The sequence below is a fragment of the Shimia thalassica genome (genome assembly GCF_001458215.1).
Taxonomy (GTDB): Bacteria; Pseudomonadota; Alphaproteobacteria; order Rhodobacterales; family Rhodobacteraceae; genus Shimia; species Shimia thalassica.
Map to the genome: position 1 here is coordinate 182,557 of NZ_CYTW01000003.1, position 24,618 is coordinate 207,174.

General features: G+C 56.9%; 27 protein-coding genes. 14 read left to right on the forward strand and 13 right to left on the reverse strand.

From position 1 onward, the window contains the following. The first annotated feature begins 2 nt into the window (after positions 1 to 2). Positions 3 to 1,373 (forward strand): glutamate--cysteine ligase, encoded by a 1,371-nt coding sequence (locus PH7735_RS14170; protein WP_058312049.1) that lies wholly within the window; start codon positions 3 to 5, stop codon positions 1,371 to 1,373. A 72-nt stretch (positions 1,374 to 1,445) separates the two neighbouring features. On the opposite strand, the gene PH7735_RS14175 is transcribed toward PH7735_RS14170, so the two are convergent. The 8 genes from PH7735_RS14175 to PH7735_RS14215 form a co-directional block, all read right to left on the reverse strand. Beyond that, on the reverse strand, positions 1,446 to 2,000 hold the full coding sequence (locus PH7735_RS14175; RefSeq protein ID WP_058312050.1) for a DUF805 domain-containing protein: 555 nt from the start codon (positions 1,998 to 2,000) through the stop codon (positions 1,446 to 1,448). 109 nt (positions 2,001 to 2,109) lie between these two features. Next, positions 2,110 to 2,718, reverse strand: a complete 609-nt coding sequence (plsY, locus tag PH7735_RS14180; protein ID WP_058312051.1) for a glycerol-3-phosphate 1-O-acyltransferase PlsY — start codon at positions 2,716 to 2,718, stop codon at positions 2,110 to 2,112. Continuing rightward, complete coding sequence (gene pyrC, locus PH7735_RS14185) at positions 2,718 to 3,995, reverse strand: dihydroorotase (RefSeq protein ID WP_058312052.1); 1,278 nt, start codon at positions 3,993 to 3,995, stop codon at positions 2,718 to 2,720. The genes plsY and pyrC overlap by 1 nt, the downstream gene beginning before the upstream one ends. 180 nt (positions 3,996 to 4,175) lie before the next feature. After that, on the reverse strand, positions 4,176 to 4,700 hold the full coding sequence (locus PH7735_RS14195) for a hypothetical protein (protein WP_058312054.1): 525 nt from the start codon (positions 4,698 to 4,700) through the stop codon (positions 4,176 to 4,178). Then, complete coding sequence (locus PH7735_RS14200) at positions 4,697 to 5,137, reverse strand: hypothetical protein (RefSeq protein WP_233488322.1); 441 nt, start codon at positions 5,135 to 5,137, stop codon at positions 4,697 to 4,699. Before PH7735_RS14200 ends, PH7735_RS14195 begins: the two co-directional genes overlap by 4 nt. A gap of 12 nt (positions 5,138 to 5,149) precedes the next feature. Further along, positions 5,150 to 5,488 (reverse strand): hypothetical protein, encoded by a 339-nt coding sequence (locus PH7735_RS14205; RefSeq protein ID WP_145865340.1) that lies wholly within the window; start codon positions 5,486 to 5,488, stop codon positions 5,150 to 5,152. A 152-nt stretch (positions 5,489 to 5,640) separates the two neighbouring features. Further along, positions 5,641 to 6,186, reverse strand: coding sequence for a hypothetical protein (locus PH7735_RS14210; RefSeq protein WP_058312056.1), 546 nt, complete (start codon positions 6,184 to 6,186; stop codon positions 5,641 to 5,643). A gap of 120 nt (positions 6,187 to 6,306) precedes the next feature. Next, positions 6,307 to 7,266, reverse strand: coding sequence for an aspartate carbamoyltransferase catalytic subunit (locus PH7735_RS14215; RefSeq protein WP_058312057.1), 960 nt, complete (start codon positions 7,264 to 7,266; stop codon positions 6,307 to 6,309). A 180-nt stretch (positions 7,267 to 7,446) separates the two neighbouring features. Here PH7735_RS14215 and PH7735_RS14220 point away from each other — a divergent pair, with 180 nt between their 5' ends. The 6 genes from PH7735_RS14220 (at position 7,447) to PH7735_RS14245 (ending at position 14,924) form a co-directional block, all read left to right on the forward strand. Further along, entirely contained in the window at positions 7,447 to 8,226 is a 780-nt protein-coding gene (locus PH7735_RS14220) for a uracil-DNA glycosylase (protein ID WP_058312058.1), read from the forward strand. Then, positions 8,223 to 8,822, forward strand: coding sequence for a metallophosphoesterase family protein (locus PH7735_RS14225; protein WP_058312059.1), 600 nt, complete (start codon positions 8,223 to 8,225; stop codon positions 8,820 to 8,822). Before PH7735_RS14220 ends, PH7735_RS14225 begins: the two co-directional genes overlap by 4 nt. Continuing rightward, positions 8,819 to 9,436 carry a LysE family translocator gene (locus PH7735_RS14230; RefSeq protein ID WP_058312060.1) on the forward strand — a complete coding sequence of 206 codons (618 nt, stop codon included), beginning with the start codon at positions 8,819 to 8,821 and terminating at the stop codon, positions 9,434 to 9,436. The genes PH7735_RS14225 and PH7735_RS14230 overlap by 4 nt, the downstream gene beginning before the upstream one ends. Further along, complete coding sequence (gene moaB, locus PH7735_RS14235) at positions 9,436 to 9,978, forward strand: molybdenum cofactor biosynthesis protein B (protein ID WP_058312267.1); 543 nt, start codon at positions 9,436 to 9,438, stop codon at positions 9,976 to 9,978. Before PH7735_RS14230 ends, moaB begins: the two co-directional genes overlap by 1 nt. Positions 9,979 to 10,070: 92 nt before the next feature. After that, a complete protein-coding gene (locus PH7735_RS14240) occupies positions 10,071 to 11,528 on the forward strand; it encodes an efflux RND transporter periplasmic adaptor subunit (RefSeq protein ID WP_058312061.1) in 1,458 nt (485 codons plus the stop codon). 6 nt (positions 11,529 to 11,534) lie between these two features. Further along, positions 11,535 to 14,924, forward strand: a complete 3,390-nt coding sequence (locus PH7735_RS14245) for an efflux RND transporter permease subunit (RefSeq protein WP_058312062.1) — start codon at positions 11,535 to 11,537, stop codon at positions 14,922 to 14,924. On the opposite strand, the gene PH7735_RS14250 is transcribed toward PH7735_RS14245, so the two are convergent. Continuing rightward, positions 14,916 to 15,722 carry a protein-disulfide reductase DsbD domain-containing protein gene (locus tag PH7735_RS14250; RefSeq protein ID WP_058312063.1) on the reverse strand — a complete coding sequence of 269 codons (807 nt, stop codon included), beginning with the start codon at positions 15,720 to 15,722 and terminating at the stop codon, positions 14,916 to 14,918. The genes PH7735_RS14245 and PH7735_RS14250 overlap by 9 nt on opposite strands. 198 nt (positions 15,723 to 15,920) lie before the next feature. Between PH7735_RS14250 and PH7735_RS14255 the strand changes: the two genes are divergently transcribed. Next, the gene (locus tag PH7735_RS14255; RefSeq protein WP_058312268.1) at positions 15,921 to 16,475 is read left to right on the forward strand and encodes a YqgE/AlgH family protein; all 555 of its coding nucleotides are present in this window, start codon (positions 15,921 to 15,923) and stop codon (positions 16,473 to 16,475) included. Between the two features lie 77 nt (positions 16,476 to 16,552). On the opposite strand, the gene PH7735_RS14260 is transcribed toward PH7735_RS14255, so the two are convergent. Continuing rightward, on the reverse strand, positions 16,553 to 17,494 hold the full coding sequence (locus PH7735_RS14260) for an L-threonylcarbamoyladenylate synthase (RefSeq protein WP_058312064.1): 942 nt from the start codon (positions 17,492 to 17,494) through the stop codon (positions 16,553 to 16,555). A 122-nt stretch (positions 17,495 to 17,616) separates the two neighbouring features. Between PH7735_RS14260 and PH7735_RS14265 the strand changes: the two genes are divergently transcribed. The 3 genes from PH7735_RS14265 to PH7735_RS14275 are packed head-to-tail and all read left to right on the forward strand — an operon-like array spanning position 17,617 to position 20,849. After that, positions 17,617 to 19,335: an acyl-CoA dehydrogenase gene (locus PH7735_RS14265; RefSeq protein ID WP_058312065.1), complete on the forward strand. Its 1,719-nt coding sequence runs from the start codon at positions 17,617 to 17,619 to the stop codon at positions 19,333 to 19,335. Then, entirely contained in the window at positions 19,332 to 20,378 is a 1,047-nt protein-coding gene (locus PH7735_RS14270; RefSeq protein WP_058312066.1) for an MBL fold metallo-hydrolase, read from the forward strand. Before PH7735_RS14265 ends, PH7735_RS14270 begins: the two co-directional genes overlap by 4 nt. Positions 20,379 to 20,390: 12 nt before the next feature. Then, the gene (locus PH7735_RS14275) at positions 20,391 to 20,849 is read left to right on the forward strand and encodes a DUF6173 family protein (RefSeq protein ID WP_058312067.1); all 459 of its coding nucleotides are present in this window, start codon (positions 20,391 to 20,393) and stop codon (positions 20,847 to 20,849) included. Here the strand turns inward: PH7735_RS14275 and PH7735_RS14280 are convergent. Continuing rightward, positions 20,841 to 22,013, reverse strand: a complete 1,173-nt coding sequence (locus PH7735_RS14280; RefSeq protein ID WP_058312068.1) for a cytochrome P450 — start codon at positions 22,011 to 22,013, stop codon at positions 20,841 to 20,843. The two genes, PH7735_RS14275 and PH7735_RS14280, sit on opposite strands and share 9 nt — an antisense overlap. A gap of 101 nt (positions 22,014 to 22,114) precedes the next feature. Between PH7735_RS14280 and PH7735_RS14285 the strand changes: the two genes are divergently transcribed. The 3 genes from PH7735_RS14285 to PH7735_RS14295 all read left to right on the forward strand — a co-directional run bounded on the left by PH7735_RS14285 (position 22,115) and on the right by PH7735_RS14295 (position 23,547). Continuing rightward, positions 22,115 to 22,645, forward strand: a complete 531-nt coding sequence (locus PH7735_RS14285) for a MarR family winged helix-turn-helix transcriptional regulator (RefSeq protein ID WP_058312069.1) — start codon at positions 22,115 to 22,117, stop codon at positions 22,643 to 22,645. Between the two features lie 112 nt (positions 22,646 to 22,757). Beyond that, positions 22,758 to 22,892, forward strand: coding sequence for an aa3-type cytochrome c oxidase subunit IV (locus tag PH7735_RS14290; RefSeq protein ID WP_058312070.1), 135 nt, complete (start codon positions 22,758 to 22,760; stop codon positions 22,890 to 22,892). Between the two features lie 25 nt (positions 22,893 to 22,917). Then, complete coding sequence (locus PH7735_RS14295) at positions 22,918 to 23,547, forward strand: hypothetical protein (RefSeq protein WP_058312071.1); 630 nt, start codon at positions 22,918 to 22,920, stop codon at positions 23,545 to 23,547. A gap of 3 nt (positions 23,548 to 23,550) precedes the next feature. Here PH7735_RS14295 and PH7735_RS14300 read toward each other — a convergent pair whose 3' ends face one another. Next, the gene (locus tag PH7735_RS14300; RefSeq protein WP_058312072.1) at positions 23,551 to 23,877 is read right to left on the reverse strand and encodes an AzlD domain-containing protein; all 327 of its coding nucleotides are present in this window, start codon (positions 23,875 to 23,877) and stop codon (positions 23,551 to 23,553) included. Next, entirely contained in the window at positions 23,874 to 24,599 is a 726-nt protein-coding gene (locus tag PH7735_RS14305; RefSeq protein ID WP_058312073.1) for an AzlC family ABC transporter permease, read from the reverse strand. Before PH7735_RS14305 ends, PH7735_RS14300 begins: the two co-directional genes overlap by 4 nt. Positions 24,600 to 24,618: the final 19 nt, after the last annotated feature.

Here is a 24,618-nt window from a genome sequence, read left to right on the forward strand (position 1 = left end):
CGATGTCCATCCCTCAATCCGGCGGCGGCCCGATCGAGCACTATTCCCAGTTGACCGAGTACCTCGAGTCCGGTTGCAAGCCGCGTGACGATTGGCGGATCGGGACCGAGCACGAGAAATTCGGCTATTGCAAAGACACGCTCAAGCCGTTGCCCTATGAGGGCAAACGCTCGATCGAAGCGGTGTTGGAAGGGTTGCGGGACCGGCATGGATGGAATCCTGTTCTGGAAGCGGGCAAGCTTATCGGGCTTGAAAAGGATGGCGCCAACGTGTCTCTGGAACCCGGCGGCGCGCTGGAATTGTCAGGGGCACCTCTCGAGACCATCCACGAGACCTGTGACGAGGTGAACGTTCACCTGCGCGAAGTCAAAGATATCGCGGATGAAATTGGCGTTGGATTTGTCGGTCTTGGGGCCGCGCCCATCTGGACGCACGAAGAAATGCCGCTGATGCCCAAGGGGCGTTATCGCCTGATGAACGACTATATGGAAAAAGTCGGAACCATGGGCCGCGCCATGATGCGCCGCACCTGTACCGTACAGGTTAATATCGATTTCGGATCCGAGGCCGATATGGTCAAAAAGCTGCGGGTTGCCTTGGCACTACAGCCCGTTGCGACCGCTCTTTTTGCGAACTCTCCGTTTTTTGAGGGGAAACTGAACAACCACAAAAGCTGGCGCAGCCGCATCTGGCGTTCTCTGGATGACGCGCGCACCGGCATGTTGCCTTTTGTCTTTGAAGACGGGTTCGGCTTCGAGCGCTATGTCGAGTACGCGCTCGATGTGCCGATGTATTTTGTCTATCGCGACGGCCAGTATATCAATGCGCTGGGCATGTCGTTCCGTGATTTCATGCAAGGTAAACTGCCTGCCTTGCCGGGCGAGACACCCACGCTAAGCGATTGGGCGGATCACCTGACAACGGCCTTCCCAGAGGCGCGAATCAAGAAATATATGGAAATGCGTGGCGCCGATGGCGGTCCGTGGCGCCGTTTGTGTGCCTTGCCTGCTTTCTGGGTTGGGTTGACCTATGATCAATCTGCGCTGGATGCGGCATGGGACCTTGTCAAAGGTTGGGATGCAGAAACCCGTGAAGCCCTGCGTGTTACAGCTTCTGAAAGCGGACTGCAGGCTCAGGTCGGTGACATCAAAATGCATGACCTCGCCCGCGAGGTTCTGGAAATCTCTCATGCGGGATTGGCATCACGCGCCCGGCCCGGTGCCGGTGGCCTGGTGCCGGATGAAACCCACTTCCTGAATGCGCTGAAAGAGAGCATCGACACTGGCAAGGTGCCAGCAGACGAGCTTTTGGATCGCTACCATGGGGATTGGGACGGGGATCTCACCCGGATATACAAAGAGTTCAGCTATTAACTCTTAAACAAACGGCGGTGTCATCACACCGCCGTTTTTGTTTGCAGACCTCACGTGAGAGTTTCAACAACGCTACGCTTTGGATGGGTTTTGCAAAACACGCGAACGGTAATAGTCGCGCACCTCTTGTTTGCGGGCGGCAATCATTTCTTCGCTTGGCTCTTCTTTGAGACGGTCAAGGATCGCGTAGCCTTGCATTGGATCTGCTCGGCCTGCGCCTTTGGCATTGCCGGACCGGCCTCCTGTTCTGCGGAATGGGGGGCCATAGATATTGTCGTCCCGTTCCGAGGGCAGGCACATCAGGAACAAAAACCAGAAGGGTCCTATAATCGGAACGGCCGAGATGAGGGTCCAAAAACCGGAACGCCCGCTGTCATGAAGTCTGCGAACGGTCACCGCAAAATTCGGGATTACACACAAAATTGCAAAAACAATTGCGCTATATCCAACCTCTGGCTGATCTGTAGGGGCGCCGCTGATGACGTCAGAAAAGTCTAACCATGCCAACCCGCCAAGGATCACGGCATAAACCAATCCCCACCACCAATACTCGGAGCGAGGCGCGCGACCACTAAAATTAAACGCTTTGAATACAACCGATTCTGCGGCTGCAATTGGTCCCATCATGGCAAATCTCCTGAACTCGAAATACGAGCAAGAGTTTGCCAAGGAAAACGGGCAACACTGTGGCCTAATCTGCCCCAATCGTGGGCAAATAGTTAACGGTTATGATGTCTCAGGACTTCTGTCCGATCTTAGGCTCGGTGCCCGCCCGGATGCGCATGATGTTCTCGCGGTGCCGCCAAAACACCAGAACGGTGATGGCAATGCCCATGATGAAGGACGACCCATAGCCAAGGATCAGCATCCAGAAGGTGGCGCTGCTGGCGGCGACCAGTGCAGACAGGGATGAAATACGCGAAATCGCTGCGGTCACCAGCCATGTCAGGCAGCAGGCAATGCCCACAGGCCACGCCAAGGCCAGTATCAGACCAAGGAACGTTGCGACGCCCTTGCCACCTTTGAAGCCAAGCCAGACCGGATAGCAATGACCCAGAAAGGCCATGAAACCAGCGATTTGGGCGGCATCTTCCCCTGCGACGGCACGAGCGATCAAAACCGCAACAGCGCCTTTGCCCCCATCAAGGATAAGCGTTGCAGCGGCTGCGGGTTTGCTGCCCGTGCGCAAAACGTTGGTTGCCCCGATATTGCCCGACCCGATGTCGCGCAAATTGCCAAGGCCCAGAATTTTGGTGATGACCATGCCAAAGGGGATCGACCCCAACAGGTATCCAAGGGCGGCCCAAATCAAAAGGATCGGCAACGTATGGGTGATTTCGGGCATCAGGTTCTCCGATAAACAGCGTTGCCGGCCACGTAAGTTGCCAGCACCTTACCTTGCATCCGTTGACCGTCAAACGGTGTGTTCTTGGATTTCGAGCGCAGGGCAAACCGGTCGAGTACAAAGGGGGCATCCGGATCAAACATCACCAGATCCGCCGGTGCCCCTTCTTCAAGGCGTCCACCGGGCAAGCCAAGACGTTTCGCCGGGTTTAGCGACATGGCGCGGAACAGTTCGGGCAAGGTGAGGTATTCGTTGTGATAGAGCTGCATCGCGGCGGGCAACAGCGTTTCAAGGGCAACGGCCCCGCTTGCGGCCTCTTCAAAAGGAAGGCGCTTGGATTCCTCGTCCTGCGGCGTGTGCATCGACGAAATGATGTCAATCAGGCCGGTTTTGACGGCCTCGATGATGGCCAGCCGGTCTTCTTCGGCGCGCAGGGGGGGCTTGATTTTAAAGAACGTCCGGTAATCCGCGATGTCCAGTTCATTCAGGGTCAAGTGGTGGATGGACGTGCCCGCAGTCACGTCAAAGCCGTTGTTTTTGGCGCGCTCAAGCGCAGGCAGCGCCCGCGCACAAGTGATTTGATCCGCGTGGTATTTCACGCCCGTTGTTTCGACCATCGCAATATCACGGTCCAGGCCCATACGCTCGGCCATGGGCGAAACCGCAGGCAAACCACGCAAGGCCGCAAATTTGCCACTTGTGGCAGCGGCCCCTTTGGACAGGATCGGTTCTTGGGGATGCGCAACGACAAGTGCACCAAGACTGCGGGCATAGGTCATGGCGCGCGACAGAACTTTGGTATCTGCAACAACATGATCGCAATCGGTAAAGGCCACTGCGCCAGCGTCCATGAGAAACCCGATTTCGGTCATCTCGCGGCCTTCGCGTCCTTTGGTCAGGGCGGCCATGGGCACAACGTTCACCGGTGCGGCCTCGTTCGCACGACGGGTGGCAAATTCCAGCGTTTCCGGATTGTCGATGGTGGGCACAGTGTCCGGTCGTGTCACCATGGTGGTCACGCCACCAGCCGCCGCAGCCAGACCTGCGGTCTTATAGGATTCTTTATGCCGCTCGCCCGGTTCGCAGACCTTTACGCCGATATCTACGATACCAGGTGCCAGACATTTTCCACCACAATCGATGATCTCTGCAGTCTCGGGCACTGCGATTTCAGCCCCGATTGCTGCAATCTTTCCTTCGCTCACAAGAAGGCACCCCAAGGTGTCCTTGCCAGTGGCTGGGTTAATCAGGCGAGCATTTGTGAAAAGTATGGTCATGCGATTTGCCTTTCGATTGCGCAGCGGAATGCGGGTGCGTTGTGCATATCTCTTATTGTGAGCCTGTCGGCAAGCTTCTGTCCGCTCAAAGTGGGTATGCGGCCGCCGGCCGTCACGGTCGAAGTGTGCGCCACCTTCTTTGAAACGCCCCGTGGGGAGAATGGCACGCCGTTTATTCCATCATGCATCAGACTGTCCTTTCTGGACATCGCGGATCATCCGGTAAACCGCGCGCCCATCCGGGATACGTTCGAACCCGATTGGTCCAATGCGCTTTTTAAAGCCACGATACCGGCGGCCTTTGGCGAAATGGATCGTGGAAAGGCCGGCCTCTTCAAAGGTGATCGTTGTGTTGTCATTGATCGGATAGCTGTCGAGCGACTTTCCCTTAACCGGTAGATCGATGGCCACGAACGCGCGCTTGTCGGTCAATGTGTACCACGTCCGTCGCCGGATGAAGGCACCGCCAAATATGGGCCCCAGCGCGATAGACAGACCAACACCGAAGTGCAGCAATCCGAACATCCAGAAAAAACCACCACCCTGAGCGGCCATGACCATCCAGAACAGTGCGAACCCCGCAAAGAAAAGCCCAAATGCGCCGCTGACGATGTTTGCGGCCCCTAAAACAAGGCCCGCATCAGGTCGCCCCTGCCACAGAATAACCTCGCCTTCATCAAGGATGCCGTCCCAGCCGTCGGTCATATGGTGCCGCCAACCTTTGCCGATTGAATCTTGCGAATGGTTTCGGGGGCGTCGCCCTGGTATTTCACCAGATGTTTGTCACCCGTTGCCGTAACAACCTGCACGACGTTGCCGAGTTTGTTCAGCTGTTTGATTTCACCCAGACGAATGGCGCGCCCCATCGGACCCAGCAACCGCTGGTTGGTCAAATCCCAGCGCACCGAGAGTTCTTCACTCATCATGTAAAAGGCACGCACCGCCACGGCCGCCAGACCACCGATCGCCCCTGTCCAGACGTAAGGGTTTCCCAGAAAGTACAAAACAGCCATGCCGCCCGCCATCGCAAAGACCGCCATCCATGTGTTTGTACGAATGTAGGTCATGCGATCCGCTTGGAAGGAAACCAGAACCTTTTCTCCATCGGCGAGCGGGGTATCCGGGGTCATTTTCTGGGTCATGTTTGTCTCCGGTTACTTGGGGAAATGGGGGGCAATGTTGTCACGCGCGGCGCGAATGCTCTGTTGTACCAGTTTGCCGTTGGGCACGTATTTCAGCGTCGTTGTCATGCCATTGTCCAGCTTCACATTGACCGCCCACCACATGAAACGGCGCACGCGCGTAATTTGTGCCAGATGCACATATGCAGGGCTGTTGTCGTCATCTGGGTTGGCAAAGATCAACCGTTGATCGGTAAGAATCCAGACATCATCGCGGCGGCGGAACCACTCAAGATGATCATCAAACAAAAAGACATAAAGCAACATAGAGGCGACGGCACTGCCCAGCCATGCAAGCAGATTATACGTCACGAAAAGTGGTCCGAGCACCGCCAAAGTCAGAACGGCAACAAGCGCCAGTTTACTCAGAAACAAAGGGAGAGCAGGGCGCCAATCCGCCAGAAGCTTTTCATCCCTTTTGTACGCGATGGGGCCTGATTTTCGCCGGGGCGTTTCGGAAGAGATCATTTGAACAATAAGAATCCTATAATTCCGACAAATATGAGCAAGATCGGGAGCGCCAGAACCGCCCACAGCACATTGAGATGCGGATTGGGCTGGTGGGGATGGGGGACCTCTTCAACCACGCCGGCGCTGCCAGAGGATGGCAAGGGTTCATAATGCACGGGGGCCTTTTCCTCGCGATAGGTTCCGACCCAACGAAGTGGCGACTTTGGTGACAATTCTTGGGCATGTCCGCCAAAGGCCTTGGACAGGACGACCAAAACTGTCCCCGATAGTGCGTCGAGCCGCAGGGCATCTTGCGTCACATCGGCTTCGGCGATGCCTAACCCTTGCACCATGTACCCACGCAGCCCGACCTCTTCGAGGTCCGCCACCGCAAACAGTTCGCCATAGTCCGGATCAAGATGCGTGGCACCCAGCGCGGATTGAACAAGGTTCAGGCAGTCTTCCGAATTCAGGTCGTGATCAAAAAGCGCACTTCCGGACTCTGGCTCATCAACGGAAAAAATGCGGATCAAGCCGAATTCCGTTTCCGAGACCTGCATGCCGTCTACCCCGCAATCCAGATGACAAGACCAACCATGGCAAACATCACCAGAAGGGCGATCATGGCAACGCGGCCGCTCATTTTAGGATCTTTGGGATCTTCGGGTTCGCTCATCTCTTCAGACCTCGCTTGCTTGTTTCGCTGCGCGGTCGGACCGCAGGTTGCGCGCGAGAAGGTCCATCGCGGCCATGCGCACTGCTACACCCATTTCGACTTGTTCCTGAATGACGGAGCGGTTGATGTCATCGGCAATCTCGCCGTCGATTTCAACGCCGCGGTTCATCGGGCCGGGGTGCATGACAATGGCGTCGGGCTTGGCATTGGCAAGCTTTTCGGCGTCCAGACCGTAACGGTGATAATATTCCCGCTCGGACGGGATGAAACCGCCATCCATGCGTTCCTTTTGAAGGCGCAACATCATGACAACGTCGACATCTTTCAGACCTTCGTTCATGTCTTCATATATCTCGGCCCCGAGCTCGGCAAACTGGCTGGGCACCAGAGTGGGCGGGCCAACAAGACGGATACGGTTTTCCATCTTCCCAAGCAAAATCAGATTAGAGCGCGCAACGCGGCTGTGGGCAACATCCCCGCAGATCGCGATATTGAGGCGATGCAAACGGCCTTTGGCGCGACGTATGGTCAAAGCATCCAGCAAGGCCTGCGTGGGATGCTCATGTCTTCCGTCGCCCGCATTCAAAACGGCGCAATTCACTTTCTGGGACAATAGATCCACTGCGCCGGAATGGGGATGGCGCACGACCAGCAGATCGGGGTGCATGGCGTTCAGCGTCATCGCCGTGTCGATCAGAGTTTCGCCCTTTTTGATCGAACTGGCCTGCATCGCCATGTTCATCACGTCCGCCCCAAGCCGTTTGCCCGCCAGCTCGAAACTGGCTTGCGTGCGGGTCGAGTTCTCGAAGAACATGTTGATCTGGGTCAGGCCACTCAACGCGTCGGCATGTTTTACGTCGCGCCGGTTGAGATCAACATACTGGTCCGCCAGATCAAGGATCGCAGTGATCTCGTCGGGTCGCAGATGTTCGATCCCCAACAGGTGCTTTTGACTGAACCCCATGGTCCGCTCCTTATCCGGCTGATTGCCTGCTTATAGAAAGCACACCCACCGTGAGCAAGCGTTCCTCCAAGCTTCTTCTGGCTAAAAATATCCATGCGCACCCATGTAAATACACGACACACTCGGATGTGACTTGCTGCGCCCCTTTTTGCCACCTGACCAACACGCTAGAGTGCAGCTATGGAATCGGCAATCGACTATCACACGGCGCGCGCTTTGCTGGAATGGCAAGTGGAACTCGGGGCAACCGAGGCGATGTTGGACGCGCCGTTAAACCGGTATGAAGTGCCCGAAAAACATGCCACGCCCAAACCAGTAGCAGAGGCGCAGGAAGCCCCCGTTCAACCCACTGTGGATCCTGTGGTTGTTGCGCAAAAATGTGCGGCGTCCTGTAAGGATCTGGAGGCGCTGAAAAGGGAAATGGCTGCGTTCGAGCATTGTGAATTGAAACGTGGTGCCAGAAACCTCGTGTTTTCGGACGGAAACCCCGCGGCACGCGTCATGATCATCGGAGAAGCACCGGGCCGAGACGAGGACCGGATCGGCAAGCCCTTTGTCGGGCGCGCGGGTCAGTTGCTTGACCGGATGTTCGAAGCCATCGACATGGGCCGCGACAATGCCTTGTCGGCGCAGTCGATTTATATCACCAATGTGTTGCCTTGGAGACCCCCCCAGAACCGGGATCCCAAGACAGAAGAAATCGAGATGCTGAAACCCTTTTTGCAACGCCATGTGGAAATTGTGGCGCCGGATGCGATTGTCCTGATGGGCAACATTTCGTGTCAGGCCGTGTTGGGGCGCAAGGGGATCACCCGTTTACGTGGCGCATGGCAGGAAGCGTTTGGAAAACCTGTCCTGCCGATGTTTCATCCGGCCTATCTTTTGCGCCAGCCACATGCAAAGCGCGAAACATGGGCTGATCTTCTCAGCCTCCAAGCCAAACTTCGGCAACTTGGATGAGGATTCTGGCGTTCTCGGATTTGCATCTCAATGCAGCGGCCGCCGCCAATCTGGTGGCGCAAAGCAATGATGTCGATCTGGTGTTGGCTGCCGGTGATTTCTGTAACGCGCGGCATGGTCTGCGCGAGGCTCTCGGGTTGCTTGACCAGATGACATGTCGTGTGGTTGCCGTGCCCGGAAACTGCGAGAGCGAGGCGGAATTGGCATCGCTTGTGCCACCAAACTGGACAGTTCTGCATGGTGCCAGCACCCAGATTGACGGTCTGACGATTTGTGGCTTGGGGTATGGCGTGCCCGAAACCCCGTTCGGAAGCTGGTCTTGTGATCTGTCCGAAGACGAGGCGGATCAGATGCTGTCGCCTGTTGCCCATGCAGATATCGTTGTCACCCATTCCCCGCCGAAAGGGATCGCTGACCGCACTTCCACAGGTCTGTCTGTCGGGTCGCACGCCATTCGTGATGCACTGGCGCGCCTTCAGCCCAAACTGGCGGTCTGCGGTCACGTCCATGATTGTTGGGGCGAAGAAGGGATGATCGGAAACACACCCGTTTACAATTTGGGACCGTCTGGTCGTATCTTCGAGGTGGTGCTGTGATCGACCTGCCCGTTTTGATGGCGTTTGTTCCGGCTGCGCTGGCGCTTAATCTCACACCCGGTGCGGATATGATGTTTTGTGTCGGTCAGGGATTGCGAGCGGGGCCAAAGGCGGCACTTGCCGCGGATTTGGGTATCGCCGTCGGAGGCATGGTGCATGTCCTGCTCGCTGGGGTAGGTTTGGGCGCACTTGTTGCCGCCCATCCCGAGGTGTTTCATCTGATCCGCTGGGTCGGTGTGTTCTATCTGCTTTATCTTGCGATACAGGCGGTGCGCGGGTCCTCGATCATTGAACAACGGCCGCCGGACGGGGCAGGCAAGGCTTTTCAAGGGGCATTGCTCGTCAACCTGACCAATCCAAAGGTGATCTTGTTTGTTTTGGCGTTTTTGCCGCAATTCGTCGATCCATCGCGTGCAGTTTGGCCACAGTTTCTTATCCTTGGCGGGGTGTTGGCTTTAGGTGGGTTGCTGGTCAACGGCGCGGCCGGGGTCTTTGCGGGCGGCTTGGGTCAAAAACTCTTGGGGTCCCCCCGATTCAATCGCGGTCTTGGCTTTGCCTCAGCCGCTATCTTTACTGCGCTGGCGCTACGGCTGGCCTTACTGGAGCAAAAATGATGCCGCGTTTTGATGAAACAAAAGAGTTTGTTCCTGTCCGCATTGCAGTGATGACCGTCAGCGACACACGGGCGCTGGATCAGGATAAATCGGGTGACACCCTCGTGGGGCGCATTGAAAAAGCGGGGCACATTGTGGCGGATCGTCTGATCCTGCGGGACGAGCGGGACCAGATCGCAGAGCAGCTGCGGACATGGTGCGCCAATCCGGACATTGACGTGATCATCACGACGGGTGGCACCGGACTCACGGGGCGGGACGTCACCGTCGAGGCGCACAGGGATGTCTACGAAAAAGAGATCGAAGCCTTCTCAACCGTGTTTACAATCGTCTCTATGAACAAGATCGGAACGTCAGCCGTTCAAAGCCGTGCAACAGGAGGAGTCGCGCAAGGCACCTATCTGTTTGCGTTGCCAGGATCACCGGGCGCGTGCAAGGACGCCTGGGACGAAATCCTTGCCTATCAATTGGACTATCGGCACCTCCCGTGCAATTTTGTCGAGATTTTTCCGCGTTTGGACGAACATTTGCGACGGAAATAGAGATTTCTCCCGTATGACCTAGGCGGAATTGGCAATTTTCGTGTGAAGGACCAATATAATCTTATGTGCGTGCCAGTAGGGAAGAACCAGAAATGCGTTTCTTGAGAAAAAGTCTGACAGGGCTGTTTTTGCTCTCAGTGACGATTGGTCTGTTGTTGTTTGCCGGTATGATGGTTTCCAACGCCTATCAGGAAAAAGTGGCACAAGAGAACCGTGCTCCGCAGGGGCGAGAACGCGTGTATGCGGTGAATGTTGTCAAGGTTGAACCGGGTGAGGTAACCCCCGAGTTGATCGCATTCGGTCAGGTGAAAAGCCGACGCAGCCTTGAAGTGCGGGCCAAAGCCTCGGGTACGATTGTGCAGATTTCCGACGATTTCATCGAAGGCGGGCGTGTCGAAGAGGGGCAATTCCTGCTGCAGGTTGATCCGACCAACGCAGAATATGCCATTGACCGCCTGACCAATGATTTACGCGACGCCGAAGTTGAAAAACGTGACGCTCTGCGTTCGCTCGATCTGGCGGGTGACGAGCTTGAAGCGGCGATGGCACAGGCCGATTTGCGCCAACGCGCCCTCACACGCCAAAATGATCTGCAAACGCGCGGGGTCGGGACCTCAGCCGCTGCTGAAGCTGCGGAATTGGCATTGGCCGCCGCCAATCAGGCCACGCTGTCTCGACGGCAAGCGGTTGCACAGGCCGAAGGGCGCAGGGAACAGGCCGAAACGCGGCTCGAGCGGACCCGCATCGCCTTGGACGAAGCGCAACGTGATCTTGCCGAAACAACCTTGGTCGCGGACTTTACCGGTACGCTGAGCGAGGTGAACGTTGTGAAGGGGCGGCTTGTCTCGGCCAATGAAAAGCTCGCGACGCTGGTTGATTCCGATGCCCTTGAAGTGAGCTTTCGGGTCTCGACATCCCAGTACGTTCGCCTTTTGGACGAAAACGGTGATTTGCGGTCATCCGAGGTCAAGGTGGACCTTGATGTGTTGGGGCAGGATTTGAACAGCAACGGCGTTGTAACACGCGAAGGGGCTGTTGTTGGCGAAGGGCAGACCGGACGCCAGATTTTTGCGCAACTGGATACCGCCGGAGGGTTCAAACCGGGTGATTTCGTGACCGTGCATGTGCGTGAAAACGCCTTGACCGAAGTTGTTGAATTGCCTGCAACGGCTCTGGATGCCACCGGCCAGATCTTGGTGGTCGATGACCGCGAGCGGCTCGAGCTGGTTCCGGTGACACTTTTGCGCCGTCAGGCAGACACGGTGATTGTGCGGGGAGATGCCTTGCAGGACCGTCTGGTCGTGACACGCCGCACGCCATTGCTGGGGCAGGGCATTCAGGTGAAACCGCTGATTGCGGGGCAACCCACGCAACCCGAAGCCCCCGAAATGATCGAACTGACCGATGATCAGCGGGTCGCGATGATCGCCTTTGTCCGAGACAACAAAAAGATGCCGGACACGATGCGGGATCGCATCCTTGGAGCACTGGAAAAGGACAAAGTGCCTTCCAAACTGGTCAAGCGTCTTCAGGATCGGATGGGAGGGTAACCAGCCATGCGCGGTCTTTCCACACCGACAAAGGATATCTTGTCTTACTTCACACGCCACGGAACCGCGGCAAATTTGCTTCTGGTGATCCTGATCGTTGCCGGTCTGGCCTCGATCCCGCGCATGAGAGCGCAGTTTTTCCCTGATGTGATTGTCGACAACGTCACGGTCAACGTCGAATGGGAAGGCGCGGGCGCCTCTGATGTTGATGCCGCGATTGTTCAGGTTCTCGAACCGACCTTGCTTGCCGTCGAAGGGGTTGAAAGCTCTGAGGCGCGCTCGGTCGAAGGCAGCGGACGCATAGCGCTTGAGTTTGAACCGGGCTGGGATATGGCGCGGGCTGCGGATGATGTGCAGTCGGCCGTGGATACGGTGACCACCCTTCCGGAAGAGGCCGAGGACCCCCGCGTGCGACGGGGCGCATGGCGTGACCGTGTGACCGATGTTGTAATTGCCGGACCTGTGGATGCCGCGCAACTGGGGCTCTACGCGGATGAATTCAGCGTGCGTCTGTTTGGTGAAGGTGTCACGCGGGTAACCATTCGAGGTGTGGCGGCACCGGAAACCGTAGTCGAGGTCGCGACGGTCGATCTGATGAAGCATGACATCACCATTTCGGAAATCGCGAGCTTGATCGCGGAAGAGGTGGATGCCGATCCTGCCGGGGATGTCGACGGTGCAAACGCACGCGTGCGCACCGGTGTTGAAAAACGGGCCCCTGACCAGATCGAAGCAATTGTCCTGCGATCAAATTCAGACGGCAGCAAACTGACCATCGGAGATGTCGCAACCGTGCGCGTCGAAGGCACGACCCGGAACATGGCCTATTATGTGGGTACGGATCCGGCCATCTCGATGCGGGTTGACCGCAGCGAAAGCGGTGATGCAATCGGAATCCAGCGACGTGTAGAAGATGTTGCAGCCGAAATGATGACCACCTTGCCCGAAGGCGTGTCGATCAATTTGGTCAGCACCCGCGCCCAGGCGATCACCAGCCGCCTTAATCTGTTGGTGGATAATGGCCTCATGGGGCTGGCGCTGGTTGTCGGGTTGTTGTTCCTGTTTCTGAATGCCCGCACCGCGCTTTGGGTTGCCGCAGGCATTCCCGTTGCGATGCTGGCCAGTATCGCGCTGATGTATGCGTTTGGCCTGACCATCAACATGATCTCGTTGTTCGGCCTGATCATTACTTTGGGCATCGTTGTGGATGATGCGATTGTGGTGGGCGAGCATGCGGATTTTCGGGCGCGCCGATTGAATGAACCACCTTTGGTTGCCGCAGAAAACGCGGCACGGCGTATGGCGATGCCTGTGTTTGCGGCAACCCTGACCACTGTGATTGCCTTCTTTGGATTGACGATGGTGGGGGGGCGATTTGGTGATCTGATCATTGATATCCCCTTTACGGTTATTGTGGTGTTGATCGCGTCACTGGTCGAATGCTTCCTGATCTTGCCGCACCACATGGCGCACGCTTTGCGCCACACCGCCAAAGAGCATTGGTATGACGTGCCCAGCCGCATTGTGAACCGCGGGTTCCGGTGGTTCCGCGATGTCATTTTCCGACGCTTCATGGCTTTCATCGTTTGGGCCAGATATCCGGTGTTGGCGATGGCTGTGGTCGTGCTTGCGTCACAGCTTACCCTGTTCATTCAGGGCGACGTGAAGTGGCGCTTTTTCAATGCGCCCGAACGCGGCACGGTGACGGGTAACTTTGCCATGTTGCCGAATGCATCCCGCGATGACGCAATTGCCATGATGCATGAAATGCAGCGCGCCACCGAGGAACTGGGGGAAGAATACAAAGAGCGTTACGGCGAGAACCCGCTTGATTTTGTCATTTCGGCGGTGGGCGGAAACATCGGTCGCAGCCTCGCCGGATCTGATACCTTGGACCCCGATCTTCTGGGTGGGCTGTCGATCGAGTTGATTGATGCCGACCTGAGGCCCTATTCGAGTTTTGCCTTTGTCGGTGAATTGCAGGACCGCGTGAACCGGCATCCTCTTGTTGAAACGCTGAGTTTCCGGGGATGGCGGTCTGGTCCGGGCGGAGATTCTCTTTCTGTTCAGTTTTACGGCGCTGATGCGGAAACTCTCAAATTCGCGTCTGAGGATCTGAAATCTGCTGTGGCTGTGTTTCCGGAAGTTTCAGGTGTCGAAGACAACCTTGCCTACGACAAGGAAGAGCTGATTCTTGACCTGACACCACAGGGGCGCGCGCTGGGCTTTACGATTGACGGGTTGGGGCGGGTCCTGCGGCACAGGCTGAACGGGCTTGAGGCGGCGACCTATCCGGTTGGCCCTCGCAGCGCGTCTATTCGTGTAGAGCTTCCCAAGGGCGAGCTTAACGCTGCTTTCCTCGAAGGCAGCCAGATGCGCACGCCTGCGGGTGAATATGTGCCATTGGCCGACCTCGTGACCGTCGAACGGCGCACGGGGTTTTCGACTGTGCGTCGGGAAAATGGCGTGCGTGTCGTCAGTGTTTCGGGGGATATTTCCGAGGATGATCCCGCGCGCGCCGAAGAAATTGAACTGCTGCTCGCCAACGAAATCCTGCCGGAGATCGCCAGCCGCCACCAGATCGAATTCCAGATGTCCGGCCTGTCCGAACAGGAAAACGATTTCCTTGCCGATGCACGAATGGGTCTAATTCTGTGCCTGACGGGGATTTACCTTGTTCTGTCGTGGGTTTTTGCGAGTTGGTCGCGGCCTTTGGTGGTGATGGCAATTGTTCCATTTGGATTGGTTGGCACGATTTATGGCCACTATGCGCACAATGTGCCCCTGTCGATGTTTACGGTTGTGGGGCTGTTGGGAATGACTGGGATCATCATCAACGACTCGATTGTCCTTGTGACCACCATCGATGACTATGCCAAGGAACGTGGACTTGTGCCCTCGATCATTGATGGCACGGCAGATCGTTTGCGTCCTGTTATGTTGACGACGGCGACCACTGTGATGGGGTTGGCCCCACTGTTGACCGAAAAGTCGCAGCAGGCCCAGTTCCTGAAACCTACGGTGATCACGCTGGTCTATGGTTTGGGTTTTGGAATGCTGTTGGTCTTGCTGGTGGTGCCCGCGTTGATCGCGGTTCAGGCAGATATCGCAAGGCAGTTCGGGGCCACCCGAATGGCGCTTCGGGCGCGATCGCTCCAATTCGGCTTGGGACTGACCAGTTTGGCGTTGGCTGCTTGGGGGGCTGCGACCGCAGGTGCTTTTGTGGTGACCGGTGCGGTTTGGGCGCCATTGTCTGATCTGTTGCCATCACTGGACGGCGCACCATCCCTGCAGGTTTTCATGTGGTTTGTCTTGGGCGCTGGCGCGATTACGGCCACTGCCTATGTCACGGGATTGGTGGCGGTTCTGGCTGGGCGCAGAAAGGCCTCAGCCTGAGGTGCAGCCTTGGATATCAACGGCCTGTTTGGCGCCAAGAATTGTAAACCGGATGCCGGATCTGTCGATCATGAATGGCTGGCCGTTGACATGCATCATCTCGGTCGATGCCAGCAAGGTGTTGCCTTGACGCGAGGTGTTGGCCTCGGCGACCCAGACTTCTGGATTGTCGGTTTCGATCACAGCAATTTCTGCGCCGCCCGTGCTGGGCATCTGGATACGCGCCTCGATCTTGAGCCCGTCCTGCGTGGGTGACAGGCGGCAGGTTGCTTTTGAAACCCGGCCTTCTTTTTCAGACAAAGGACGTTCGGCGAGGGCCGCTGCGATACGTGGATCGCGCTTGGAGGTGTCTTCGGGAAGGCGTGCGGAAACCTTGATCTGTTGAGGAACGCAAATGTCGCGACACACGCCAATGTCCAGCGTGGCGCGGAACTTGACGTCCTTGCCATTGCGGCGGGGTGCGATCTCAACCGGCAGGATCAGTTCCTGTTCGTATCCAATCGAACGCATACCGTTCTGGTCAAACACCTTTGGCACCGGCCATGTGATCTCAAGATCCTCGAGATTGCTCGAACCGGCCCAGTCAAAGCGGGGCGGAATGCCCGCATCACCAGGAGCGCGCCAATAAGTCTTCCATCCGGGATTGAGCGTGATGCGCAGCGCAGCCATATGATGGCCGTTCTCCATCCGCCATCCGGGCAAAACCTCGGCCTGCACAACACGATCATAGGACTGTGCCGCTGCGGGTAAGGCAGTGGTCAGGGCAAGGCAGAATGCGGCAAAGGTTTTCGATTTCATGCTCTTTACATGCCCCTATCGGTCATAAATGCCAATTCACATTCGAGCGAGAAAATATGAGCGCCTTGTAACATCGTGATCGTTTGCCTGAATTCTTTGCGGTGATTTCGCCTCTGGGGCTTGCACGAAGTCAATCCGACGCTCATCTTGAAGGTATGAGAGGAGCCTTGCATCGTGACCGACGCCACATCCCAAGAGCTGAACCTGACTGGTAAAATACTGATCGCCATGCCCGGCATGGGGGATACCAGATTTGCCAATTCTGTTGTTTTACTTTGTGATCACTCGGCCAAGGGGGCGATGGGTCTTATTGTGAACAAGCCGATTGATGGCATGAGCCTGTCTGATCTGATGAAGCAGGTTTCGTTGGACGGAACGGATGAAACAGACGCTGCGGGTCTTTACTTTGGCGGGCCGGTCGAGCCCGGCCGCGGTTTTATGCTGCATACGCCCGACTATCATTCAGAGCTGTCGACCTTGCGTGTTGACGGGCGGTTTTCCATGACGGCGACGCTGGATATTCTCGAGGAGATCGCTGCCGGCGAAGGGCCAAGTTCCGCCCTGATGGCGCTGGGGTATAGCGGATGGGGACCGGGGCAACTCGAAAACGAAATCGGTCAGAACGGTTGGTTGACGGCCGAGCCGTCCCAAGCGCTGGTTTTCGGTGTCGGAGACGGCGATGTTTGGCCCGAAGCGATACGGTCGCTCGGGATTGATCCCTTGTCTTTGTCGGCAACGGCGGGACACGCATAGCGCCATCTCAAGGTCGCGCTGTGTTACCACGGCTGTTCATGGATATTTTTGGCCAGAAGAAGCTTTGGTGGTGGGAATTACGGTCTGGGCGCTGCTGCGCGCAGCAGGCGGTCATTGATGGCGCGGCCAAGTCCATGATCCGGAATCGGGGAAATTGCGATCACTTCGGCGCCGAGCGAATCCATCATGTGTAGGTGGTGGAAGAGATTCGACGCCGCTTCGACCAAATCCCCCGACGGTGACAGGTTCATTGTGGCCTCGACCTGACCGAAGCCCAATAGCATTTCGTTGTCGCGCAGGTCGGTTGCATTCAAACGAACCGGGGCACCGGGGGCGTAATGCGATGTCATCTGGCCGGGGGCAGACAGAGGGTCCCCCGATTTGAACACATCCAGCGTGGTTCCAAGTGCCGCTTCGATGGCTTCCGTGGGCAGGCCGCCGGGGCGCAGCAATGTGGGCTGCCCGTCAAGTCCGACAATCGTGGATTCAAGCCCGACGCCACAATCTCCGCCATCAAGAATCGCGTCTATCCTGCCAGACAGACCACGCTCGACATGACTGGCCTTGGTGGGGCTGATTTTGCCCGAGGGATTTGCCGAAGGCGCGGCAACAGGGCCGCCAAACTCGGCCAAAAGTGCATTGGCAACAGGATGTTCCGGAACGCGCACGGCCAATGTCGGAAGATCGGCGGTGACCAGAGCCGACAGGCCTGTGTTGGGTTTCAGGGGCAAAACCAGTGTCAAAGGGCCGGGCCAGAAGATTGACGCCAGCCTGTCAGCGGTATCGCTCCACTCGACATAAAGCTGGGCGGTTTCGACAGAATCCACATGCACGATCAGCGGATTGAACCGTGGACGCCCTTTGGCTTCGAAAATACGCGCCACGGACATGTCGTTTCGGGCATCACCCCCGAGGCCATAAACGGTCTCGGTCGGGAAGGCGACGAGCCCCCCATCGTGGAGTATCGTGCTTGCGCGAGCATAGCCTGCCTGGTCTGCTAGAAGGTTTTCGGTTTCCAAAACACTCTTTCCCGTGACGCTGCGTTCTCTTTGATAGGACAAATCGCGCCCTATACCCTGCAGTGCAAACCTGCATACAAGCGCTTCATTCTAAAGCCAAGTCGCAACATCTGGAGAGTGTCATGCCATTTCGCGCCCCCGTTTCTGACTATCAGTTCCTGTTCGAGCACGTAGTCGATCTGCAAAAGGTCATCGAAACCGATCGTTTTGCAGAAGCCGACAAGGACGTGATCGATGCGATCCTGACCGAAGCCGGCAAGATGTGTGAAGAGGTCATGTACCCTGTTCAGCGCAATGGCGATCTGCAAGGGGCAGAGCTTGAAAACGGTGTGGTGCGCACCTCACCCGGTTATGCCGAGGCGTATGGCAAGGTTGCAGAAGGTGGATGGATTTCGACCAGCGCCGATCCGGAATATGGCGGCATGGGGTTGCCTCATACGATCACCACAGCGGTGAACGAAATGATGAGCGCGTCCTGTTTGTCGCTTCAGTTGAACCCGTTGATGACACAGGGCCAGATCGAGGCGCTTGAACATCATGCAAGTGATGACATCAAAGCCGTCTATCTGCCGAAGCTGATCACAGGCGAATGGTCCGGGACCATGAACCTTACCGAGCCGCAGGCGGGATCCGATGTTGGTGCGTTGCGCTCGAAGGCGGAACCCAACGGGGACGGGTCCTTTGCTGTGACGGGTCAGAAAATCTATATCAGCTGGGGTGACAATGATTTTACCGGCAACGTGTGCCACCTTGTTCTGGCGCGCTTGCCCGATGGTGTGCCCGGCACAAAAGGCATCAGCCTGTTTATCGTACCAAAGTTTATCCCGGATGAAAACGGCGAGCCCGGTGTCGCGAACACCCTGAAGGTTGTCAGCCTTGAAGAGAAACTGGGTCTGCACGGATCCCCGACAGCGGTGATGCAGTTTGACGGCGCGACCGGCTGGCTCGTGGGAGAAGCCCATGACGGTATGCGGGCCATGTTTACGATGATGAACAACGCCCGTCTCGGGGTTGGATGTCAGGGGATTGGCGTTGCCGAGGGCGCGTACCAACACGCCTTGGCCTATGCGCAGGATCGTACGCAAGGACGTTCTCCAATCGCGGGTGGCACCGGAACGATTATCGACCACGCCGATGTGCGTCGCATGTTAACGACGATGAAGGCCGACACGTTTGCTGCGCGATCCATTGCGATGGCCTGTGCCGTGGCGATCGACATGACCACGGCAACCGGTGACAAGGAATGCAAGGCTCGCGCGGCCTTTTTGACCCCCATCGCCAAGGCGTTTGGCACCGATACCGGCATTGCCGTCTCGGAAATGGGTGTTCAGGTGCATGGCGGCATGGGCTTTATCGAAGAAACCGGCGCGGCACAGTATGCGCGCGATGTGCGGGTCACCGCCATCTACGAAGGCACAAACGGCATTCAGGCGATGGACCTTGTTGGTCGCAAGCTGATGGATGGTGGCGAAGCGGCCTATCGCCTGCTGGACGAGATCGAAGCCAACGCGGAAGAGGCACGCGACACCTTCCCCGAATTGGCGGAACCTGTTTGGGAAGCCACCGAGACTTTGCGTGAGACAACGGAATGGCTTGTCTCACAGACAGACATGAACGACCGCTTTGCAGGCTCGGTTCCCTTCCTTAAAGGGTTCGCGCGGGTTCTGGGGGCGCATTTCCATCTACGTGCCGCGATGGGTGAGGGCGAATACGGGGCTCGTACCAAATTGGCCCGTTTCTATATCACGCGTCTTTTGCCGGAACATGGCGGACTTTTGGCCCATGCGGTGCGCGGTGCTGAGGACCTTTATGCGTTGAGCCCGGAAGATCTGGTCGCGTGAGCGGGGCAGAGACAACCGGCATTCGTTACCCTTGGGATGCGGCCCCCGAACCGGGGAAAGCAATCGAGGTTGCCGAGGGCGTTTTGTGGATGCGTCTTCCTTTGCCAATGGCACTGGATCACGTGAACGTTTACGCGCTGGATGACGGGGACGGCTGGACCATTATCGACACCGGCTTTTCTTCAAAGAAGTCAAAGGCGATCTGGCAGACTTTGCTTGAGGGGCCTTTGGGCGGCAAACCCGTGATGCGGGTGATTGTCACGCACCATCATCCGGATCATGTCGGGCTTGCCGGCTGGTTTCAGTCGGAACACGGTGCGTCTCTTTGGACATCACGCACGGCCTGGCTGTTTTCGCGGATGCTGCAACTGGATGAACAGGCGGTTCCGACACAGGAGACCATGGCGTTCTATCGGGCCTGTGGCATGAACGAAGAGGTCTATGCCCAACGTGCAAGCGAGCGGCCTTTCAATTTTTCGGATGTCGTTGATCCGATGCCGGTTGGCTATAAACGCGTCAAACAGGATGACATCGTGCGAATCGGTGGACGTGACTGGGACGTGCACATTGGCAACGGCCACGCGCCAGAGCACCTGACATTCTGGAGCCGCGATGACAATCTCGTGATTTCCGGCGACCAGATTTTGCCGTCAATCAGTTCCAATATCGGCGTCTATGCGACCGAGCCCGACGCCGATCCCGTGGGCGACTGGATGGAAGCCTGTGAGAGATTGGCCAAGCTGGGCCGTCCGGATCATCTGGTGCTCGGAGGGCATAAATTGCCCTTTACGGGGCTGCCGACACGGATGCGCCAGTTGATCGACAACCATCACGGTGCACTGGACCGTCTGCTCAACCATCTGGACACACCCAAGACCGGCGGAGAGTGTTTCTTGCCGATCTTCAAACGCAACATCGAAGGGTCGGCCTATGGGCTGGCGCTTGTTGAAGCGGTTGCTCACCTCAATCATCTCTATCATGTTGGTAAGATCAGCCGGACCCGCCGCGAGGATGGTGCCTGGCTGTGGCAACGGGTGGAATGAGGACAACACACAATGGGTGACCAAATCAAAACTTCGGCCGAAGCTGTCGAGGCCGATGCGATACCGCGCCGGCACGAAGTGCACGCTGATCCGAATGTCGAAGCCTGCAAAGAGGTGCCGGAATCCGTTTCCCAGAAACCGGTTGGTCAGAAAAGTCCTGCGGAATGGGCCTATGAGCGGCTGATCCTCTATATCCAGAACTTTGAGCAGCAGCTTGATAATGAACACGAGGTTGCAATGGGGTTCGCTGGTGGTGAAGCCGGTGTTCTGCGGATCGAAGGCATGGGATTTTTCGATCCCGACATGATCACTTTTTATGGCTCTGACAGCATGGGCGTTAAGACGCAACTGGTGCAGCACGTGAGCCAACTGTCGGTTATGTTGCGCGCCTTGCCAAAACCCTCGGAAGAAGTGGCGCCCACCCGTATCGGGTTCCGTCTTGCTGCGGACCTTGGACAGTCGTCAAGCTAGACCGGTCTCCCACGCTACGGGCATGTCTAGCGGCCCACGAAAGGCCCAGCCCCCTATGCGGGGTGTTCCGTTAAGGCGCAGTCCATGGAGACGTTCAAAAATCATGGGCATTGCGACGTCAGCAATCAGACACCGCGACGCCCATGCGCCGGCACAGAAATGAGGTCCGGCACCAAAGGCTATTGAGGGGCCTGCGTCCTGAGACACGTCGAACTGATCGGGATTGGCAAAGACAGTTTCATCCCGATTGCCCGACCCGAACATCAAAAACACGCGATCCTCGGGCAGCAGGTCAATTCCGTGCACTGTAAAAGGTTTCGCCACACGTCGCGGCGACATACCAACCGGTGACATCCAGCGCGCGTATTCATCAAAGGCCTGCATCCACGAAACATCACCGCGCCGGACCTTTTCCATTTGGACCGGATGGGTCAAAAGTGCCCATGTGAGCCCTGCAATCACGTCGCGGGGTTCATTTTGCCCGCCCGAAATCGCCAGTTTCACATTGGCGCGATATTGATCGGGGGACAGACCTGCCTGCAATTGCACAGACAACAGCGAAAAGTCCGGTTTTTCCCGCAGAACAGGCACCATCTCGTCGATGCAGCGGTCGATTTGAGCGGTTGAGGCATTGCAGCGGGTTGTAACCTCGGGGTCGCCAGAATAATTCGCGCAGCCATCGATCATGCCCTGACTGACCGCGTCGAGTTCCTGCCACGTCATATTGGTCAGGCCGGTGATAATCTGCAGGGCTTCGCCGGAAATGCGCATGGCAATGTCTTTGACCATATCGGCCTGTCCTTGCGGGCGGATATCGGCCAGAATGTCGTTGGTGAATGTCTCGAACGCGTTCTTCCAGACGGCTTTTACGGTCCGCGGAGACACGGCAGGAAAAATCGCCTTGCGTTCAATCATGTGGGGCTCGCCATCTTTGCGCATCAGGTTCTGCCCCATGAGCTGGGTCATCAGCCCGTCAGGTTGATCGGACGAGAATATGTCGACCTTCTTTTCGTTCTCGAAAATGTCGTCGCGGCGGGTCATCAAAAACGCGTTCAGCTGCGGCACATACACGATGGGTGCCTGCTTCCGCATCGAACGTAGATCGGGGTACGGGTCGACCCAGAAGGCGTGAGGATCGATATTGTATTCAGATGCCCGCGTCATGTGAGGTTTCCAATACGTGTTGTCATGTCAACACAACTAGATCACGTCATGTGTTGTCATGTCAACTCGTGCTGTATAACCTGTCCAAAACGGACCGCCATATGACCGACAACCCTGTGCTTCCCGATGATCTGTTCCTTGTGAATGTCGAGGAAAGCGAGGCGCAAACCCTCAGCTTTTCACGCTCGACAACGGTCCTGCTGACTTTCGCGGCCAACAGGTTCACACGCAGCGCGGCGCGGCTTTATCAGGATGAATTCGGGATCGGCGCAATGGACTGGCGCATGCTGGTCATGCTGACACGTGAACCGGGGTGCAATGTCGCCAAAGCCAGCAAAACCATGGGGATCGACAAGGCCGCAGTAAGCCGGAGCCTCGCGCGTCTGGAAAAAAGCGGTTTGGCATGTGCCGAAAGCACCGCATCAGACGAGCGCCGCAAGGCGTGGTCTTTGACAGGGCACGGACGGGACTTGCATGATCGCATTCTGGATGTGGCGCTGGATCGCCAGCGGCAGATGTTGCAAGGGTTCACGCCAGACGAGGTTGAACAGTTCAACGGTTTTTTGTCCCGATTCCTGACGAATCTGGATGCCGTTCAGGATGAGGACGCGTCGGGTCAGAACAGAAGGTGACGGATTTTTACCGCAACCGGGTGAGACGACACCCCTGCGCGACATTGACGTGGTGACAGCGCTTTTCGAATCCGTTATCCATCTTGCAAAGATTGCACGAGGAAACGCGACTATGTCTGACTATAAACACGGATCGATGAACATCGACGTTCAGGAAAAAACATTTGCAGGCTTCATCAAGGCATCGACCTATGTTGCTGCTGCGTCTATCGGCGCCCTGATTTTTATCGCTCTGGTCAACGGCTGATCTGTCAAATCGGGGAAGCCCACCCATGAAAAACCTGTTTCGCATCGGGGCGGCCCTTATGGTCGCTGCATTGGTTTCGGCCTGCGCTGTTAACAAAGATGTACACACCGATGCACAGGTGGCTCAGGCGGCCTATGTTCATGATGGACCGCCTCGGCTGACTCTTTTCACGATGGTCAGCAACGAGACAGGCGCAGGCGCGCACACGTCTTTGATGGTGAATGCCTCGCAACGTGTGGCCTTTGATCCTGCGGGCAATTTTCGCGCCGATCAGATCGTGACAAAAGGCGACGTCGTATACGGCATGACGCCATCGCGGACCGATTTCTATACGCGGTATCACGCACGCAAGTCGTTTCACGTGATTGTGCAGGAACTCGACGTGTCACCCGAAGTGGCCGAACTGGCCCTGCGCAAGGTGATGACCAACGGTGCCGTGCCACAGGCAAACTGCGCACGCAGCACATCCACCATTTTGCATTCGTTGCCGGGTTTCGAAGATATCCCCGTGACCTACTATCCAGTGAAGCTTGCCGAAGCTTTCGCCCTCAAGGGGGCAACGTCTTCCGCACTTTACGAGTATGACGATGACGACAAGTCCAAGGTGCTCAAGGAATACAACGCCGAACTGGTCGCCAAACAGCCGAACGGCTGAGGATTACCCCAGAAACAGCAGGCCGAAAGCCAACGTTGCGGCGCCGCCACAGATGGCGACGATCACGTTCTTGGTGAAGTACCCCAATCCCAGAGTGACAATCGCCGCAATCAGGCGCGGTAAATCGGTTTGGCCGTTTGTCGCTGCAGGCCACATGACCAACGGCGCGACCAGCCCCGGCAAAACCGCAACGGCGGTATAGCGCAAGTGGCGCAGCACCCACGGCGGCAGATTGCGGTCACCGATAAAGCCGGTGAACATGAAGCGTAGGCCGAAGCTGCCTAATCCCATGCCAACGATGACGATCCAAAGTTCGACCCGATCGATCATTTTGCATCCTCCTGCGTGGCCTTACGCTCGGTCCAAAGTTCGACCTGCGCACCGGCCATCATGCCTCCTATGCCGGCGATCATCAGACCAAGGTTATAGGGCACCCATGCAAACAAAAGTGCGAGCGTAACCGAAACCATTGCCGCCGCGACATGCGCCCCTGTGCGCAGCATTGGTCCTATCATCGCCAGAAAGGTAATGGGAACAGCGAAATCCAACGCCATTTCCTGTGGAATCGACTGCCCGACAAGGGCGCCGATCAACGTGAACAGGTACCAGTTGGGACAAATCGGCGTCACGACTCCAAAGAAATAGGCCATGCGTTCCGGCAGGGTCAGTTTCGGGTGTGTTTCGTATTCGATGATCGACAGGGCATATGCCTGATCCACCGTAAAATAGGCCGCCCAGGCACGCTGCCACATGGGGGCACCCCCGATGTAAGGGGTAAGGGACGCCGAATACATGGCCATGCGCAGATTTACAGCCAGAGCCGAGGCCAACACCACAAGGGTTGGCGCGTTTTCATTCATAAGCTGAAGCGCTGTAAATTGGGCCGCACCTGCGATCACCACGATCGAAAACGCCATGGTCTCGAAAACGTTCAATCCGGCCTCTGTTGCGACCACCCCGAACAGCAGGGCGAAGGGGCTCACAACCAGAATAAAGGGCGCGCCATTGCGGACACCTTTCCAATAGGCGGATTTGACACTGGAGGACGCCATGATCTTTCCCTAGATTGCT

Coding starts and splice junctions, on each gene's coding strand:
- PH7735_RS14250 (WP_058312063.1), bottom strand. CDS start 15,722: ATGAAATCGAAAACCTTTGCCGCATTCTGCCTTGCCCTGACCACTGCC.
- PH7735_RS14240 (WP_058312061.1), top strand. CDS start 10,071: ATGCGTTTCTTGAGAAAAAGTCTGACAGGGCTGTTTTTGCTCTCAGTG.
- PH7735_RS14300 (WP_058312072.1), bottom strand. CDS start 23,877: ATGATCGATCGGGTCGAACTTTGGATCGTCATCGTTGGCATGGGATTA.
- PH7735_RS14295 (WP_058312071.1), top strand. CDS start 22,918: ATGAAAAACCTGTTTCGCATCGGGGCGGCCCTTATGGTCGCTGCATTG.
- PH7735_RS14195 (WP_058312054.1), bottom strand. CDS start 4,700: ATGACCGACGGCTGGGACGGCATCCTTGATGAAGGCGAGGTTATTCTG.
- PH7735_RS14285 (WP_058312069.1), top strand. CDS start 22,115: ATGACCGACAACCCTGTGCTTCCCGATGATCTGTTCCTTGTGAATGTC.
- PH7735_RS14290 (WP_058312070.1), top strand. CDS start 22,758: ATGTCTGACTATAAACACGGATCGATGAACATCGACGTTCAGGAAAAA.
- moaB (WP_058312267.1), top strand. CDS start 9,436: ATGCCGCGTTTTGATGAAACAAAAGAGTTTGTTCCTGTCCGCATTGCA.
- PH7735_RS14215 (WP_058312057.1), bottom strand. CDS start 7,266: ATGGGGTTCAGTCAAAAGCACCTGTTGGGGATCGAACATCTGCGACCC.
- PH7735_RS14220 (WP_058312058.1), top strand. CDS start 7,447: ATGGAATCGGCAATCGACTATCACACGGCGCGCGCTTTGCTGGAATGG.
- PH7735_RS14175 (WP_058312050.1), bottom strand. CDS start 2,000: ATGATGGGACCAATTGCAGCCGCAGAATCGGTTGTATTCAAAGCGTTT.
- PH7735_RS14280 (WP_058312068.1), bottom strand. CDS start 22,013: ATGACGCGGGCATCTGAATACAATATCGATCCTCACGCCTTCTGGGTC.
- plsY (WP_058312051.1), bottom strand. CDS start 2,718: ATGCCCGAAATCACCCATACGTTGCCGATCCTTTTGATTTGGGCCGCC.
- PH7735_RS14200 (WP_233488322.1), bottom strand. CDS start 5,137: ATGACCCAGAAAATGACCCCGGATACCCCGCTCGCCGATGGAGAAAAG.
- pyrC (WP_058312052.1), bottom strand. CDS start 3,995: ATGACCATACTTTTCACAAATGCTCGCCTGATTAACCCAGCCACTGGC.
- PH7735_RS14210 (WP_058312056.1), bottom strand. CDS start 6,186: ATGCAGGTCTCGGAAACGGAATTCGGCTTGATCCGCATTTTTTCCGTT.
- PH7735_RS14275 (WP_058312067.1), top strand. CDS start 20,391: ATGGGTGACCAAATCAAAACTTCGGCCGAAGCTGTCGAGGCCGATGCG.
- PH7735_RS14245 (WP_058312062.1), top strand. CDS start 11,535: ATGCGCGGTCTTTCCACACCGACAAAGGATATCTTGTCTTACTTCACA.
- PH7735_RS14225 (WP_058312059.1), top strand. CDS start 8,223: ATGAGGATTCTGGCGTTCTCGGATTTGCATCTCAATGCAGCGGCCGCC.
- PH7735_RS14305 (WP_058312073.1), bottom strand. CDS start 24,599: ATGGCGTCCTCCAGTGTCAAATCCGCCTATTGGAAAGGTGTCCGCAAT.
- PH7735_RS14170 (WP_058312049.1), top strand. CDS start 3: ATGTCCATCCCTCAATCCGGCGGCGGCCCGATCGAGCACTATTCCCAG.
- PH7735_RS14265 (WP_058312065.1), top strand. CDS start 17,617: ATGCCATTTCGCGCCCCCGTTTCTGACTATCAGTTCCTGTTCGAGCAC.